This is a genomic window from Allobosea massiliensis, assembly GCF_042655245.1.
GTDB lineage: Bacteria > Pseudomonadota > Alphaproteobacteria > Rhizobiales > Beijerinckiaceae > Allobosea > Allobosea massiliensis.
In genome coordinates, this window is record NZ_JBHSLU010000104.1 from 70368 (window position 1) to 84453 (window position 14086).

The 14086-nt window shown below is 65.5% G+C and carries 19 protein-coding genes; 2 read left to right on the forward strand and 17 right to left on the reverse strand.

Going from position 1 to position 14086, the window contains the following annotated elements:
- Positions 1-119: 119 nt before the first annotated feature.
- Positions 120-434, reverse strand: coding sequence for a DNA -binding domain-containing protein (locus ACFPN9_RS25825; RefSeq protein WP_024925072.1), 315 nt, complete (start codon positions 432-434; stop codon positions 120-122).
- A gap of 107 nt (positions 435-541) precedes the next feature.
- On the opposite strand from ACFPN9_RS25825, the gene ACFPN9_RS25830 reads away from it, so the two are divergent.
- On the forward strand, positions 542-826 hold the full coding sequence (locus ACFPN9_RS25830) for a helix-turn-helix domain-containing protein (protein WP_024925071.1): 285 nt from the start codon (positions 542-544) through the stop codon (positions 824-826).
- On the opposite strand, the gene ACFPN9_RS25835 is transcribed toward ACFPN9_RS25830, so the two are convergent.
- The 16 genes from ACFPN9_RS25835 to ACFPN9_RS25910 form a co-directional block, all read right to left on the reverse strand.
- Complete coding sequence (locus tag ACFPN9_RS25835; RefSeq protein WP_377817875.1) at positions 823-1239, reverse strand: GNAT family N-acetyltransferase; 417 nt, start codon at positions 1237-1239, stop codon at positions 823-825. The genes ACFPN9_RS25830 and ACFPN9_RS25835 overlap by 4 nt on opposite strands.
- An 85-nt stretch (positions 1240-1324) precedes the next feature.
- Complete coding sequence (locus tag ACFPN9_RS25840) at positions 1325-1609, reverse strand: type II toxin-antitoxin system TacA family antitoxin (protein ID WP_024925069.1); 285 nt, start codon at positions 1607-1609, stop codon at positions 1325-1327.
- Positions 1610-1681: 72 nt separating this feature from the next.
- On the reverse strand, positions 1682-3889 hold the full coding sequence (locus ACFPN9_RS25845; RefSeq protein WP_377817870.1) for a relaxase/mobilization nuclease domain-containing protein: 2208 nt from the start codon (positions 3887-3889) through the stop codon (positions 1682-1684).
- A 133-nt stretch (positions 3890-4022) separates the two neighbouring features.
- Entirely contained in the window at positions 4023-4946 is a 924-nt protein-coding gene (locus ACFPN9_RS25850) for a lytic transglycosylase domain-containing protein (RefSeq protein ID WP_024925067.1), read from the reverse strand.
- A gap of 5 nt (positions 4947-4951) precedes the next feature.
- Entirely contained in the window at positions 4952-5287 is a 336-nt protein-coding gene (locus ACFPN9_RS25855) for a DUF736 domain-containing protein (protein ID WP_024925066.1), read from the reverse strand.
- A 36-nt stretch (positions 5288-5323) separates the two neighbouring features.
- Positions 5324-5869 (reverse strand): S26 family signal peptidase, encoded by a 546-nt coding sequence (locus tag ACFPN9_RS25860; RefSeq protein ID WP_024925065.1) that lies wholly within the window; start codon positions 5867-5869, stop codon positions 5324-5326.
- Positions 5866-6384, reverse strand: a complete 519-nt coding sequence (locus ACFPN9_RS25865; RefSeq protein ID WP_377817871.1) for a DUF2840 domain-containing protein — start codon at positions 6382-6384, stop codon at positions 5866-5868. The genes ACFPN9_RS25860 and ACFPN9_RS25865 overlap by 4 nt, the downstream gene beginning before the upstream one ends.
- Positions 6381-6635 carry a hypothetical protein gene (locus ACFPN9_RS25870; protein ID WP_024925063.1) on the reverse strand — a complete coding sequence of 85 codons (255 nt, stop codon included), beginning with the start codon at positions 6633-6635 and terminating at the stop codon, positions 6381-6383. Before ACFPN9_RS25870 ends, ACFPN9_RS25865 begins: the two co-directional genes overlap by 4 nt.
- The gene (parA, locus tag ACFPN9_RS25875) at positions 6632-7285 is read right to left on the reverse strand and encodes a ParA family partition ATPase (protein ID WP_024925062.1); all 654 of its coding nucleotides are present in this window, start codon (positions 7283-7285) and stop codon (positions 6632-6634) included. Before parA ends, ACFPN9_RS25870 begins: the two co-directional genes overlap by 4 nt.
- Positions 7282-8310, reverse strand: a complete 1029-nt coding sequence (locus ACFPN9_RS25880; protein WP_137900808.1) for a replication initiator protein A — start codon at positions 8308-8310, stop codon at positions 7282-7284. Before ACFPN9_RS25880 ends, parA begins: the two co-directional genes overlap by 4 nt.
- Positions 8311-8580, reverse strand: a complete 270-nt coding sequence (locus tag ACFPN9_RS25885) for a helix-turn-helix transcriptional regulator (protein ID WP_024925060.1) — start codon at positions 8578-8580, stop codon at positions 8311-8313.
- Between the two features lie 153 nt (positions 8581-8733).
- A complete protein-coding gene (locus ACFPN9_RS25890) occupies positions 8734-9180 on the reverse strand; it encodes a DUF2285 domain-containing protein (RefSeq protein ID WP_024925059.1) in 447 nt (148 codons plus the stop codon).
- Between the two features lie 142 nt (positions 9181-9322).
- On the reverse strand, positions 9323-9520 hold the full coding sequence (locus ACFPN9_RS25895) for a transcriptional regulator domain-containing protein (protein ID WP_024925058.1): 198 nt from the start codon (positions 9518-9520) through the stop codon (positions 9323-9325).
- Between the two features lie 309 nt (positions 9521-9829).
- On the reverse strand, positions 9830-10672 hold the full coding sequence (locus ACFPN9_RS25900) for a DUF932 domain-containing protein (RefSeq protein WP_024925057.1): 843 nt from the start codon (positions 10670-10672) through the stop codon (positions 9830-9832).
- Between the two features lie 261 nt (positions 10673-10933).
- Positions 10934-11257 carry a DUF736 domain-containing protein gene (locus ACFPN9_RS25905; RefSeq protein WP_024925056.1) on the reverse strand — a complete coding sequence of 108 codons (324 nt, stop codon included), beginning with the start codon at positions 11255-11257 and terminating at the stop codon, positions 10934-10936.
- Between the two features lie 778 nt (positions 11258-12035).
- The gene (locus tag ACFPN9_RS25910; protein ID WP_024925055.1) at positions 12036-12524 is read right to left on the reverse strand and encodes a hypothetical protein; all 489 of its coding nucleotides are present in this window, start codon (positions 12522-12524) and stop codon (positions 12036-12038) included.
- A gap of 303 nt (positions 12525-12827) precedes the next feature.
- Between ACFPN9_RS25910 and ACFPN9_RS25915 the strand changes: the two genes are divergently transcribed.
- A protein-coding gene (locus ACFPN9_RS25915; protein ID WP_137900809.1) for an IS3 family transposase occupies positions 12828-14056 on the forward strand; the annotation gives its coding sequence in 2 pieces (ribosomal slippage) (positions 12828-13158 and positions 13158-14056; 1230 coding nt in all).
- Positions 14057-14086: the final 30 nt, after the last annotated feature.

Here is a 14086-nt window from a genome sequence, read left to right on the forward strand (position 1 = left end):
AGGCTCCAATCGGCAAAAGAGATGGAGCCGATCAGAGAATAGGCGTTTTCGCGAGACTCAACAGAAAAGACATATCGGCGTGCCGCCGGATACCATGGCGTAGAAATCGGATGGTTCGCTTAGTGCCGTGTCTTGCCCTGAGCCTCTTGCGTCGCCTCCGCGACGGCCTGCTGGAGAATGCGGCGGTAGCCCTGCTTGGTCATCCATTGCGCGCGGGCGAGATGGCTTTCCCAGCAGGCCCTTGTGCGGTCTTCCTCGGCGACCGGATCGCGGTGCAGCACGATCCGCGCCACCTCGGACCAGTCCGCTCCGTCCGTCTGCGCATCCAGCAAACGCAGATAGGTCACATAATGCTCTTCGTCATAAGTCGTGATCTCGGGGCCGCTCGGGGCCTCGTCATCGACATCGGGATCAAGCTTGGGTCTGACGCGCATCGAACGCCCTCCCTTCAGGGCCAACAGCACCAAAAATCCTGAACTGGGATAATCCCATATCAGGATTACCGAAATGGCCTCCCTTCATCAATGGAGCGCCGTTCCGAATGCAGAAGTCCTTGCGCACATCCCGACAGCAGCGTCTCCTGTCCCTGCTCGTCGAAGCACGCAAGGCGAAAGGTATGACCCAGGCCGAAATTGCCGCAGCGCTCGGCAGGCCGCAATCCTTTGTCGCCAAATATGAGAACGATGAGCGACGGATTGATGTCATCGAGTTCGTCGATATTGCTGCGGCGCTGGGCGTTTCGGCTGCCGAAATCCTGAAAGAGATCGAATCGACCGCAGAGGCCCCCAAACGAACCGGCGGGCGAAAATCCCAACCCCTCCGCTAGCGGCCGATCAGGGCGCGAACGTCCTTGAGGAGCACAAACAGGTGCATCGGATCGCTGGGCGACGCGATGAAATCGAAATGTTCGTAGAAGGCTCGCGCCTCCTCATCCTTGGCATGGACGGCAAAAGCGCGCAGGCCCGCGATTTCGGCGGCGGCGAGCGTGCGGCCGAGCGCATCCTTGAGCAGGCCGGAGCCGATCCCCTTGCCTGACCAGGCGCTGGCCACCGCGAGGCGTGCGAGGATCATCAGGGGAACCGGATGACGGGCGACGCCCTTCTTCAACCGCCCGGGCGCATCGTCATAGGCCACGTCGCCATAGGTCAGGGTGTAATAGCCGACCACCTCATCGTCCGAGAGGGCGAGATAGGTCTGCGCGCTGTTGGAAAGCTGGCTTTGCAGGGCGAAGCGGATCAGGAAGCGGTTGAGCGGCTACTTGCCGCAATCGAACCCCTCGACGCGATGCTCGCGCCGCAGCTTCTCGATACGGAGCGCCACGGGGCTATTCGCCGGGATGCTCGAACAGGCCGGGCTCGTTCAGGAGCCGCTTCAGCCTCGGCAACGGACGGGGCGGTGCATCGAGCGCGGCGAGGAAGGCTTGCCAGCGCTCCGCGTCCAGCCCGAAATGCTGGCGGTCCGGCAAGGTCTCTTGGGCACGGATGAGCGCGCTTTCCAGCACGAACTCGCTGACCGACCGTCGCTCGGCTTGGGCCGCGGCGTTCAGCACGCGCTTGGCCTCCGGCGTCAGCCGCAGGTCGAGTTTCTCGGATCGGGTTGCATTGGCCATGGTGACGCCTCCTGATCGACTATATAGCATGTTCGGCCTCCTTTGTCATGACATTGTCGGGCATTATGGCGGTCATAGCCCGAGTTCCCGCTGTTTCCCGAGCTGCCAGGATACCGATCCGCCCTGGACCACGCCGATAACCTCGCGGCCGCGCTGGCGCTCGATGACCGGCCGCCAGGGGACTAGGGTGAACTCATGGCTCTTCTCGACGATGGCAAATCTGCCGCTCGCGAGCTGGACGGTGCCGGTGAATGTGCCGCTCACGGTCTCGCCGTCTCCGGAGGCGCGGAACGGCATGGGCTTTGACACCGCCAGCTCGGCGCCGGCGCGCGCGACCTCACGCTCGCGCAGCGTGGCAAGCAGATTGCGGCGATAGAACACCCGGCCGGTCGGCTGGCGGGTGGCATCACCCTGGTCGATCAGATGTTCGCGGCGGCGGTCCATCGCCTGGGCGACGGCCTGTCCGAAGCCAGCCGGCGCCAGATCGGACGCCTCGCCTGCGATCAGCCGGCGGTCGAGCCAGGTGGCGCCGTCCGCCCCGATCTGGCTTTCCAGATCGAAGGCCGAGAGGACGCGGATATTGACGCGGACACTGCGGCCGGCGTCATGGGCGGCTGCCCGGCTCTCGAAATCCTCGGGGATGCGCCAGCGGTCGGCGTCGATGCGCTCGACGATGCCGGCGCGGCGCAACGCCTCCAGCCGGCGGACATGGGCATCGACGAAGCCTTCGTAGTCGCCACCGGGCACGCGGCCGTCGAACCGGGCCTGCTCCAGATGGCGGCTCGGCTGATAGACGCCGTCCTTGGTCATAACGGCAATGGCGCGATCCGAAGGCCGGGCCGCCATATCGGCCGGACCGATCTCAACGATGCTGCCGATACGCGCATCCTCGACGCGACCCGCATCGAAGCCGGAGACATGGTGCGCGCGGCCATCGATCCCGTCGACAACCAGGGTGATGTTCTCGCCCAGTTCGTCGGCGAGATGCTTGTCGATGACGCGGCCGACAATCGGCGCGCCTGCCGCGCCGTCATGAATCTGGAAGCTGGCCGGATCGCGCTCCTGTCCCTCCGCCCGAAGCACCTTCTGCATGGTGCGGATGATGTCTCCGCGCTCGCCCAGCTCGCGCAGGGTGGGCTCAAGTCGGTCACTCAACTCCCAGACGCCCGGCGCATGCTCGGTGGCAAGCCCCATCTTTTCCAGCTTGCCAAGCCGGGCCAGACGAAGCGCCCGGCTGGCGATGCCGCGCGGATCGCCGGGCTCGGGACGAAGATCGACCAGGCCGTGGCGCGCCTCTGCGATCATGGCGCGGTCGATGCGGGTGAAGCGGTCCTGACCGATTTCGGCGGAGAGCTTGCTCTGCTGCTCGATCTCGGTGACGGGACCGAGTTCGAGCGTCACGAGCGCGCTGGCGCGTTCGCGGACGCCGTGGGCGATATAGTCGCCGTTGATGACCAGATCCTCGCCCAGCTCGTCGCGGCCGTTGACGATAACATGGACATGGGGATGGCCGGTGTTGAGGTGATTGACCGCGATCCAATCGAGCTTCGTGCCGAGGTCGGCTTCGACCTGGCTCATCAGGTCGCGCGTGTAGCCGGTCAGGTCCGCAAGGTCGGCCGCATCCTCGGGCGAGACGATCAAGCGGAACTGGTGGCGGTCATCCTTGCCGCGATCGAGGAAGGCATCGCCGTCGGCGCGATCCGCGGTCGCCGAGTAGAGCTGGCCGCGCTCGCCGTCGCGCGAGGTTCCGTCGCGCTGAATGTAGCGCAGATGGGCGGCCGCGCGGCCGTTCTTGCCGGCGGCGCGGACGGAGCGCGATTTGACGATGACGCGGCGGCTGCCGGGCTGGCGATGGCTCCAGCCATCCGAGAGGTTGCGGGCGCGCACGAAGGCCGCGCCGCGGCCGCGCTTCACGCCCCGGCCGCTCGCCAATGCCGATCGTGATCCATCCTTGGCGGCGCGGCCCGTGGCAGCGGCACGCGCCCCGCGCGATGGCGATCCGCCATGCTGGCGGGCGATCTTCTTGACCTTGGTGAAGAAGCTCTTGGTCTTGGCGCCGCCGCGCGCATCCGATCGAATGCGGCCTGGCCGTGGGCGGAAGTGGTTCTCGTCGTCGCTCATCGGCGCGGATCCTGCCGATGAGTGGGATTTCCGGCTAGAGTGCCGCCGAGAGCCTTGCAAAGGCTGGCGTTCCGCCGGATGGCGGCACCATGCCCTCCATTCGAGGGTGCCACCCCCAACAGTGTGCAGACAAGGGCTTGCCCGGCAGATCGGCCCCATGGGGTGCCGTCCGCTTTAATCTTGCCCTCCCGCCTCTCTGCCCGTTCTGCCCCTCCTGCCGATCTTCGGTCCTGACCCCACACTGCCGACCTGCACAATGGAACGACCACGTTCAGCCACTGGACCTTGGTCCTCATCGCGGTTCTCCGGGGCTGACGCGGGAAACGAAAAGGCCGCCGGGTTGCGGCGTGATCGCAGAGACGTCGCGCACCGATGGTGCAGCCGAGATCTTGGCGACGTGCTCGCCGGGCGGCACAGGATCAGCGCTCGGCGTGCGCTCCGGTCGCGCCACGAACAGCGGCGCACGGCTCCAGGACTGCGGGTCGGCAGCAGCGACGACCACCGGAGCGGTGACTTCGCCGCCGCCGATCAGCGGCGCAAGCTGGGCGACATAGGCGCGGGTCTCGGCAGGCAATGGCCGGCCGGTCGTGCGATGGCCGTCGTAGCGGCCGGGACCGGCATTGTAGGCGGCGAGCATCGCGCTGACATCGCCGTAGCGGTCGAACATCTCGCGCAGATAGGCGGCGCCCGCGAGAATGTTGTCGCGCGGGTCATAGGGGTCATTGCCGAGGCGATAACGGAGGCGCAGCCTCGCCCAGGTGTCGGGCATGATCTGCATCAAGCCCATCGCGCCGGCCGAGGAGATCGCGCGCACATCGCCCGCGCTCTCGGCGCGCAGGACAGCCCTGATCCAGGCCGCCGGAATGCGGAAGCGCTGCGCCGCTTCCGCGATCGGAGCGGCATAGGCATCGGCCGTCGCCGGACGCTCGATCGGCCGCGCCTGGGCCGGCGCAGCGCCCGGCAAGGCGCCGACGGCCAGAACGCCGGCGAGCAGGAGAACGGCATAGCGCGAGACCGCGCTGTCTCCGCTTCGAGCCCAGCCTGCCAGCGTGCTCGCTGCGGTCAAGGGTGCGCGACAAGCGCCGGCCGTTGGCCGCCCTTGACCTTCGCTGCGCGCGCCGGCCGTCTGATCGTCGAGCGGGACGAAGGGATGAGAGGGCTTTTCCGCGAACCAAGGGATGGCGGCTTTGAATGCGATCCTGACGGGATGGCGCATCGTCTTCAGTCCCGCTCGGCGCGCTTAGCCGGGCGGTTCCAGTGCAGCGACCATGAGGATTCATCGTCGCCATTGCGGAACAGATTGGCGCGGATCGGCTGCGGCAAAGTGGGATCGTCGATGAGCAGCGAGACATAGCTGCCTGCCTTCTCGCCGGTGCGTTTCCAGCCCGCGCCGATCTCCGGTCCGTCTTCTGCGCCGTGATGGACGCGGTAGTCGGGCGCGTTCTCGGCCTCCGAAGGTTCGGCCGGAACGATGGTGAGGTCGCGGTAGAGCGTGAGCGTATGGACGCGCCCGACGAAGCCCGATTTTTCGGCGGTGAATTGACCAATCTGCGGCATGGTAAGCCTCCTGCGGTTGGGGGTGGGAAAGCGAAGTCAGTGTGTCGGCGCGCGCCACATGAAGTGGCCGTCGCCGTCCTCGTCGGTCCACAGCGGGACCGCGCGACCGATGATATGGTCCGTGGAGGTCGGGCCGAAATAGCGACCGTCGAGGCTGTCGCGGACCTGCCAGTTCATGAGGAAGATCTCGCCGGTCGGGATGCGACGGCAGCCCTGCCAGACCGGCAGATCGCGGCCGGCGCGATCGCGTTCGAGCGCCGTTCCGACCTCGACGCGATCGACGGTGATGGTGAGGTTGGTCCGGCAAACCGTTTGTCCGGACACCGCCAGCACGCGCTTCATCAGCGGCACGCCTTTCGGCAGATAGCCGCGATCGGCGAGGAAGGTCGCGAGCGGTTCGGGAGCGTCGACGGCAACGAGATCGGTCACCTCGAACGGGCCGTCGAAGTCGATCGTGTAGAAGCCGATCGGCGCGCTCGCCGACGCGTTCCAGATCAGTTTGATCGGCATCGGCGTGAGGCCGGGATAACCGACGCCCATGGTCGCGAGAGCCGTCGCGATGATGAGGCCGGCGCGCGTCATGGCACGATCCTGCGGCGGCGAAGCCAGGCCGCATGCTGCCCGGGCGTGTAGGTGCGCGGCGCCTCTCCGACGCTCAGCCGGTTGTGGACATGCCGCCAATGCTCCGGCGCAACGTCCGCCGGATCGAGGCCGAGCGCCTCCACCGCGTCGATCGCCTGCAGCACGCGCTCAACCCTGGGCCAGCCATCAAGGCGCAGCAGGATGTCGCCGCCGGGCCGCACGAAAGGCAGCGTCTGGAACGGCTCGCCGCGGCCGACCGCGCGCACGATGTCGATGCGCGAGATGATCGTGCCGAAATCGTTGGAGGCCCAGCGGACGAAGGCGAAGATGCCGTCGGGCGCGAAGCCGACGATGATGCGGCGACGGTCGAGAATCTGTTCGTAGCTCTTGCGGCCGAACCTGATCCAGTTCTCGATTTTCTTTTGGCTCCAGGTCAGCTCGACCAAGGTGGTGGAGGGCGCGGAACCGTCCGGCAGCGGACGGCCGCGCATGCGGCGGGCCGCATTGCCGGTCATGAGGTCTCTCCCTCGGTGGGTGGGAATTCGCGCGCGAGCAGCGCGCGCAGCATGTCGGTGACGGTCTCACCGCGCCGGAAGGCCGCGACCTTGATGCGGCCGCGCAGCTCCGGCGTGATGTCGATCGTCAGCCGCGCGGTGAAGGTGGCAGTGGCGTCCGCGCGCAGGGACTGCGCGTCGGGAGCCTTGATCCAGCTCTCGGCGTCGCCCGGGCGGGAGGCGAAGCCGCGCTTGCCGGCGCGCCCGGTCATGGCGCGGTCCTCGCGATTCGGAGCCGATCGATCTCGGCGGCAAGCGCGGCGATCTCGCGTGCGGCCGGACTGTCATCATCGATCTCGGAAGCGAGCCGGCCGGACTGCGCAGCGTCGGCGAAGACGACACGCTGGCCGATGGTGCTGGCGAGCACGGGGGGATCGTGATCGGCCAGCGTCTCGGCCGTCTCGCGGGCGATGATGGTGCGCGCGCCGCAGCGGTTGAGCACGAAACGGGCTGCGAGCTGCGGCCGGTAGATGCGCGCTTCGCTGAGAAGCGCCAGCATCTCGGCCGAGGCCCAGCCGTCGAGCGGCGACGGCTGCACTGGGATCAGCACCAGGTCGACGGCGAGCAGCGCCGAGCGCATGAGGCCGGCGATGCGCGGCGGACCGTCGATGACGACATGATCGGCGTCACGCGCCAGCTCGGGGGCTTCGCGATGCAGCGTGTCGCGCGCCAGGGCGACGACGCCGAACAGGCGCGGCAGGCCCTCGCGGCTCCGCTGCTGCGACCAGTCGAGCGCCGAGCCTTGCGGATCGGCGTCGATCAGGGTGACACGGTGTCCTCTGCTGGCCCATGCACCGGCGAGATGCAGCGCGAGCGTCGTCTTGCCGACACCGCCTTTTTGGTTGAGGAGCGCGACGATCATGGCGCACCTCGGCGGGTGGCACCGGCACCATGGATCGCGTGCGCGTGCGTCAAAGAAGAAGAGTTAAATTCTCTGTTAGATTCTTCTATAGAGTGCGCCGCGCGATTTGCGCCTGATGTACCGATAGTGCGTGCGCCTGATGTACCGATACCATTCACATGGTTTTCAACAGGCACTGTGGATTGTTTGTCGGGCCAGATGCGCAGCAGTTCGCGGTGGTCATCCCGTTCGATCTGAAGCCGGTAGCCGGGCAATGGCTGACGCGCCGCGATGCGGCGCAGGTCGAGCGCGAAATCGGAGACACGCGCGAGACTGCCGGACTTGGCGTGAAGATGCGCAATCTCGAACAGCCAGCCGTCGTGCTGGCGGCCGGCATGCTTGCGCGCGACGCGATACAGCCAGCGTTCGATGCCGCCGGTCAGCCGGAAATAGGCCGGGTCGATGGCAAGCACCAGCGAGCGGTCGACGACGCCATTGTAGAACCATTCGGGCAGCACGAATTCCATGCCCTCAACGCGGCCGGCCTGCGTCGTCATCTCCTCCCATTCGTTGATCCAGGAGAATTGCCGGCGGCGCCAATGCGCGCCGTTGCGGATGGTTGTGGCGATGACGGTCGATTGCAGGCGCGCCAGCGCGGCCTTCAGCAACAGATATTGCCGGTTGCCGGTCGGGCGGCCGATACCGCGCAGGAGCTGGTAGGGTGTGAAGCGAAAGAAGCGCGAGGTCGCGAGCCCGCGGTTCGCGGCCTCGACGAGCTGCGAAGCGGCCCAGATCAGAACGTCGGCGTCCCAGATGGTGGCCATGCCATGCTCGGGCATGCCGAACACCCGCACCTCGACATCGGCGGCCTGGTAGAAGATCGGTCGGGTGCGCGGCGTCTTCGCCAGCGAAAAGAACGGCCGCTCCATCAGGTCGCGCTGGTCGCGGGGCGATGCGTCGCCGCCGATCACCACGAAAGGATCGAGGTTGGTCCGCTCGCTGGCTTTGCGCTGACGCTCGCGGCGATGGTCATCGTCGCGCGGCATTCAGCGTTCGCCCCGCTCGGTCGGCGTCAGGCGACGCGCCGGAAACACGCGGCCGACATCCGTGTCGCGCGTCGATTTGCGAGCGCCGATCGCGGACCAGGCTTGCAGGTCTTCGATCGCATAGACGACGCGGCCGCCGATCTTGCGATAGACCGGACCGGTCCCGTATGTGCGATGCTTCTCCAGCGTGCGGAGCGAGATTCCAAGAAAGCGCGCGGCATCGGGCGTGCGCAACAGGCGCGGCGGCAGGTCCGCCTTCTGGTCGGCCATAAGATCACCTCTGGTTCGTCATGCGTGCGGCTGTCGGTGGCGACAGCGCGCGATGGCGAACCATGGCGAAGGATCGGCGGCGCGGAGCGTGCCGCATTTGCACCAAGGTGCTGGCGGCACCCCTTGCGGCGCGCGCTATTTGGCGGCGTTTGCCTACCGGCGACGCAGCTTGATCGGATAGTGCAACAGCAGGCGATAGCCGCCCTTCATCATGCTCAGTCCGTGGGCCACAAGGCGGCGGGCCTGGTTCTTGCGCGGGTCGTTTTCCCAATCCTCCTTCGTGCCGCGAAAGCCGAGGAGAACTTTGGCAATGGTGCGGTAGCTCTCGCCGCGCTGCCGCGCGTCGAGCGCCCGCAGCGAGAGGATATGGAACCGCCGAAGCTGCGCCGGCATCGCCCGGAAGTCCGGGCCTGGCGCACGGCCATTGAGCGCGCGCCAGAACCGTCGTGCAGCATGCACGCGCAGTTCGAGAAGCGCGTCCAACGGCAAGATGACGGCGTAGAACGTCGCCACCTCGGAAGGCGCATGGACGAGCCAGAACTGATGCGTGACACCATCGGCCTGCCAGACGCCGTGCCAGCCGTCATCGGACTGGCGCAGATCAAGGCCGTCGAGCTGCGTCAGAGCGATCGGCGTGACGGCGTCCGCGTCGATCGCCTGCGGCACTATAGTGAGACTAACGGCTTGTGGCTGCAGGCTTGGTATCCAGAACAGTGACTGCTGATCTGACGGCGTGTCGGGATCACACGGGAAATCGTAACCCCCAGCGTTTCGAAAATGCCGCCAGCGAACGCGCGGCCGGTTTCCTGAGACGCTCAATCTTCTGGAAGTCGCGATGATAATCATCATCGCGGCGGAGATATTCCCAGGCGAAGCCGGCGGCGGGAATGCCTTCGGCATGCTGATACGCTGCCGGCGAGCGCCAATCGATGCTGAGCATAGCGTAACCTCTCATTCACCGGGTCATGCAAGCCAACACCCGGACAGAGAGTTTCATCGACAAGGGAGCGTGTTTGTAGCCGCCATAGGCGGATATGTTGATCGTGCGTGGCGATCAATATTGGTTATTTTCTTCTTAACATTGTCTGCATGTTTTTGCGAGCCGGGCGAAGCCCGGCGAGCGGCGGCCGTGTTCCGGGCACGGCCGCGCGCCGATCCGCAAAGCCGGATCGGCACAAAAATGCCGGACACGGACATCCTGAAAGACGCGGAACCGTAGAGCCGGAGACCCGGCTCTACGGCTTTGCATTCATGCTGTCTTCAAGCGCTGCATTCCCTCAGCCAGCGTCCACAGCGCGCGGTTGAGGCTGACATTCTGGTCGATGCCATTGATGGCGCGGGTCTGACTGCGGCGGATGCGCCCCTCGGCGTTGCGCTTGCGGCCATGCAATCCACCACGAATGACGTTTTCCTGAATGACGTTGAAGGTGGTCCAGAGGCTTTGCCCGACATCCTCGCGGCGGCGCGGCGCGATGATCTGGTCTGGACGGACGGGGCTTTCATCCTCGCCATAACGGGCAACAAGGCTCGCCTCAGCAAAGACGCGTTGCTCGTCCTGCGACAGGCGCGTTTCCTTCATCGTCTCGCTGGCGTCGATCAGGCGCGGGAAATCCTCGGCGACGGTGTAAACGCCTTCGATGATGTCATGCTGGATATTGCCCTTGTGCGGCACGCGGACTTCCTCGAACCGCTCGCCCGCAATCATGCTGTTGGCGCAGACGAATCTTAGTATGCCCGCGAACATCTGATAGGCGCTGGTCCCGTCATGGCTGTTGACGATGATGACTTCGGCGGCTTCTGGCTTGCCGATGCCGTCATCGCGGCGCAGGCGCAGCATGTGCTTGGCGTGGCCGTGCCGGCTCCCGTCGCGTGGCACGGACTGGACGGCGAAGAACGGAAACCATCCTTCGCGGCGCAATCCCTCCACGATGTCGATGGTGGGAACATAGATATAGCGTTCCGAACGGCTGTCATGCGCCTCGCGCGCGAAGATCGATGGGACGTGGCGGTAAAGCGCCTCGTTATCGAGCGGCTCGCGCCCGCTGATCTGGTGCGCGTTGCGGCCGAAACGGGTTGCAAGCTGGTGATACATGGTCTTTCTCCTATGGGCTTGGGTTGGAGCGCAGCGACCGAAGCTGGGCGGAAGCTCACTCCGAAGTGCGCCGAGGGCTGGCCCTAAGCACGCGGCCTGGCGTGAGCGCCAGCGGGAGCCGGGCGAGAGACATCGATCAGGATGTGCAAGCCTGAAAGCCGTGAACACGGACATCCTGATCACGGTATTTCCTGAAAGGCGTGCGGCCATGAGCATGACGAAGCCCCGCTCGGGTGAGCGGGGCTTCTTGGGGTTCCGGCCTCAGTCGCCGCTGCGGCGGGACCAGATGAGGCTGTGGCCTTCGCCGTCCTCGGTCTCGACCAGGCTGGCGTAGATCGGCGCCGGGAAGCTCGGATCGTCCAGCTTGACCGAGAGATATTCGCGCTGCGTCTCGCGGGCAGTCTTCTTCCAGGCTGCGCCGAACTCGACGCTGTTGCCGGCGATGATGCGGAAGTCGGGGCCGCGCTCGCTCTCGCCCTCGGTGGGGACGAACTTGGCCTTGACGTTGAGGGTCAGGGTCTTGACCGAACCGGTGAAGCCGGCTGTGCCGTTGTCGTTCTTCGTGAAGGTGCCGATGGTCGCCATTGTCGTGTTCCTTTTTCGATCGGGCCGCGCCTATCGCGTCCTCGATGCGGGTCGTGCGACCGGGGACGATCGGCCCTGCACCCGGAGGGCGGAACGAAGTGGAAGACGGCCGGAGACGGCTTTTTTGCCTGGCGATGCAAAGCGCGCTCACGCGCGGCGGAAAAAAGCTGGTGACGGCCGTTGCGGGAAGACGATCGAGGCGATGCTTCAGCGTCGCCGGTCCTCGGTCAGACCCAAACCAATCGAGGACGCCTTTAGGGGCGGCTGACAGGAAAATCGGGAAGAACACGGCAACGGCGACGCCGGTGCATGCCCCAGACACGGCGCGGCTGAATCGAGACGCGTCATCGTCACCCTGATCCTCGATGCCAATGCAAGGAGACGATCTCTGCCGAGGCGAGACCGCGCGCGCCCTTCCGATCTTCGCTCGCCGCCGGCGGCGCCATGATTGGCGAATCTGGAAGGGAGCCACCCGCCTGATGCCGAGCGCTTCTGCTGTCTGCTGAATGATCCGACATTCCCATGCGGCTCAACCCGCATTGTCGAGTACGATGAGGAAACGGCCCAACGCATGAGCCCGTTGCACGGTGATGCAAAGGCGAAACGCGAGATGCGCCGCCCCTGCGGGGCTTCGGAGAAATGGCGTAGCGCCTCTTTGCGTTAGCGGTCGAAGCCGAATGGCGGAAACGCGCCATGGGCGTGGTTCCGGCGCAGCCAAGAACGCGGCCCGAAGGGCGACGTCATCCGAGACAAAGGGACTGTCGAAGGTTCTCGGCTATCAAGGGGTGTAGAGTTCTCGAATGATATTCGTGACGATCTCAAACGGGATCAGAAACAACGGTGGATTGAGAACGGTGTCGCTGCCATGGGCAAACATATTGCGCATTCGGCTCAGATGCTCGATCTTCGAAAGGATCAGGTTCTGTTCCTTGGCCACCCGCAGCAGTTCGTCGAGCATCGCCGGACGCGGCTTTCCGCTCTTATCGACCCTGCCGGCAAATTGATGCCCGATGCGCTCTCGCAGGGCCAATTCCAAACAGGGAAATGTCTGGCTGGCTGCCAAGGTCAGAAGATCATAGGAGAAATAGGCGTAGACATAGACGTGTCGAACCGCATTGTGCGCCCGTCGCACGCTTTCGGGCACGGCCTCCGGAAGCTCGAACGCGCACATGTCCTTGTGCAGGTCCAGAAGCGTGCTCCCTACAAATCCTGCGGTTCCGGCAAAATAGGGATCGGGATCAGTCAGGTTGAGCGCACTCTTGAACACGGCATCTCTCTATGGATTTCGAAAATAGTTGGAGCGCGAAGACAATAGAGCCAGTTGCCATGCAGTTCACGCGCTTTGATCGATCGATTGCACAGTTCCGAGAAGCCGCACCAGCGCCGACACGCCAACGAAGCCGCCGCCAAGGATGCAGAAGATTTGCCGCCAGACCTCGGACGGCACGGCCTCGCGCGTGATGCCGTGGACCAGCGCATAGCCAGCGACGGCGGCGGGCGCTGAAACGGCCCCCGAATTCCCCGGACAGGTCTCACCCTTAAAATAAGGGTTGGGAGTAATGTCGTGGCTATGACTGGTTCTTATCCGAAGATTGAGGTCCTGACCGGGCCTGAGCGCCGCCGCCGGTGGTCGGTTGCGGAGAAGTTGGAGATCGTCGCGCAGACGCGCGAGGCGGGCGTCACGGTCAGCCTTGTCGCCCGCCGGTGCGGCGTGTCGCCGAACCAGCTTTTCACGTGGCGGCGGCTTGCCGAGCAAGGGGCGCTGACCGCGACGGCGGCCGAGGAGGAAGTGGTCCCGGCCTCCGCCTTCCGGGCGCAGCAGGAGCAAATCCGAGAATTACAGCGGCTCCTGGGCAAGAAGACCCTTGAGGTGGAAATCCTAAAAGACGCTCTGGACCTGGCGGAGGATATAAAAAAACGGAGATTGCGGTCGCTGTCGCTGCCCAAGGACGGTTTGCCATGAACGCCGTCGCCGCGACGCTGGACGTGGCCCGTTCGCATCTCGCCGCGCGGCTGGCGCAGCGGACGGCCGGGCGCTCTCCCCAGCGCAGAGGCCGTCCGCCCCTGCCGGAAGAGGCGCTGCTGGCCGAAATCGAGGCAGTCATCGACGACATGCCGAGCTACGGCTATGCCCGCATCTGGGCCAGGTTGCGCCGCAAGGCCCTGGCCGAGGGCCGTGCGCCCGCCAACCGCAAGCGGGTCTACCGGGTGATGAAGGTCAACGGCCTTCTGCTCGAACGCCATGCTGGCGGGGTCGAACGCCGTCACGACGGCCGCATCGCTGTCGCGCGCTCCAATTTGCGCTGGTGCTCCGACGGCTTCGAGATCGGCTGCGACAACGGCGAAAAGGTTCGCGTCGCCTTCGCGCTCGATTGCTGCGACCGGGAAGCCATGGGCCATATCGCCACCACCGAGGGCATCAAAGGCGAGGATGTGTGCGACCTCATGGTCACCGCCGTCGAGCACCGCTTCGGCAAGGTCAACCGCTTGCCGCAGACCATCGAATGGCTGACCGATAACGGCTCCTGCTTCATCGCAGGTCCGACCCGGCGCTTTGCCCGCGAGATCGGTCTGGAACCGCTCACCACCCCGGTCCAGAGCCCGCAGAGCAACGGCATGGCCGAAGCCTTCGTGCGCACCTTCAAGCGCGATTACGTCGCGGTGAATCCCATCCCGGATGCCAAAACCGTCATGCTCGCCCTGCCGGAATGGTTCGACCACTACAACGAGCTTCACCCGCATCGGGCGCTCGGATATCGTTCACCCCGCGAGTTCATCGCGGCCCAAGCAGCACCGTGAGAAATGTCCGGGCTTTTGGGGGCTACAACA

Bases quoted from the DNA above. Each gene is read 5' to 3' on its own strand.
- ACFPN9_RS25840 (WP_024925069.1), bottom strand. From the start codon at position 1,609: ATGGCCAATGCAACCCGATCCGAGAAACTCGACCTGCGGCTGACGCCG.
- ACFPN9_RS25900 (WP_024925057.1), bottom strand. From the start codon at position 10,672: ATGTATCACCAGCTTGCAACCCGTTTCGGCCGCAACGCGCACCAGATC.
- ACFPN9_RS25845 (WP_377817870.1), bottom strand. From the start codon at position 3,889: ATGGGGCCGATCTGCCGGGCAAGCCCTTGTCTGCACACTGTTGGGGGT.
- ACFPN9_RS25825 (WP_024925072.1), bottom strand. From the start codon at position 434: ATGCGCGTCAGACCCAAGCTTGATCCCGATGTCGATGACGAGGCCCCG.
- ACFPN9_RS25855 (WP_024925066.1), bottom strand. From the start codon at position 5,287: ATGCCGCAGATTGGTCAATTCACCGCCGAAAAATCGGGCTTCGTCGGG.
- ACFPN9_RS25880 (WP_137900808.1), bottom strand. From the start codon at position 8,310: ATGCCGCGCGACGATGACCATCGCCGCGAGCGTCAGCGCAAAGCCAGC.
- ACFPN9_RS25850 (WP_024925067.1), bottom strand. From the start codon at position 4,946: ATGCGCCATCCCGTCAGGATCGCATTCAAAGCCGCCATCCCTTGGTTC.
- ACFPN9_RS25860 (WP_024925065.1), bottom strand. From the start codon at position 5,869: ATGACGCGCGCCGGCCTCATCATCGCGACGGCTCTCGCGACCATGGGC.
- ACFPN9_RS25885 (WP_024925060.1), bottom strand. From the start codon at position 8,580: ATGGCCGACCAGAAGGCGGACCTGCCGCCGCGCCTGTTGCGCACGCCC.
- ACFPN9_RS25865 (WP_377817871.1), bottom strand. From the start codon at position 6,384: ATGACCGGCAATGCGGCCCGCCGCATGCGCGGCCGTCCGCTGCCGGAC.
- ACFPN9_RS25895 (WP_024925058.1), bottom strand. From the start codon at position 9,520: ATGCTCAGCATCGATTGGCGCTCGCCGGCAGCGTATCAGCATGCCGAA.
- ACFPN9_RS25905 (WP_024925056.1), bottom strand. From the start codon at position 11,257: ATGGCGACCATCGGCACCTTCACGAAGAACGACAACGGCACAGCCGGC.
- parA (WP_024925062.1), bottom strand. From the start codon at position 7,285: ATGATCGTCGCGCTCCTCAACCAAAAAGGCGGTGTCGGCAAGACGACG.
- ACFPN9_RS25830 (WP_024925071.1), top strand. From the start codon at position 542: ATGCAGAAGTCCTTGCGCACATCCCGACAGCAGCGTCTCCTGTCCCTG.
- ACFPN9_RS25870 (WP_024925063.1), bottom strand. From the start codon at position 6,635: ATGACCGGGCGCGCCGGCAAGCGCGGCTTCGCCTCCCGCCCGGGCGAC.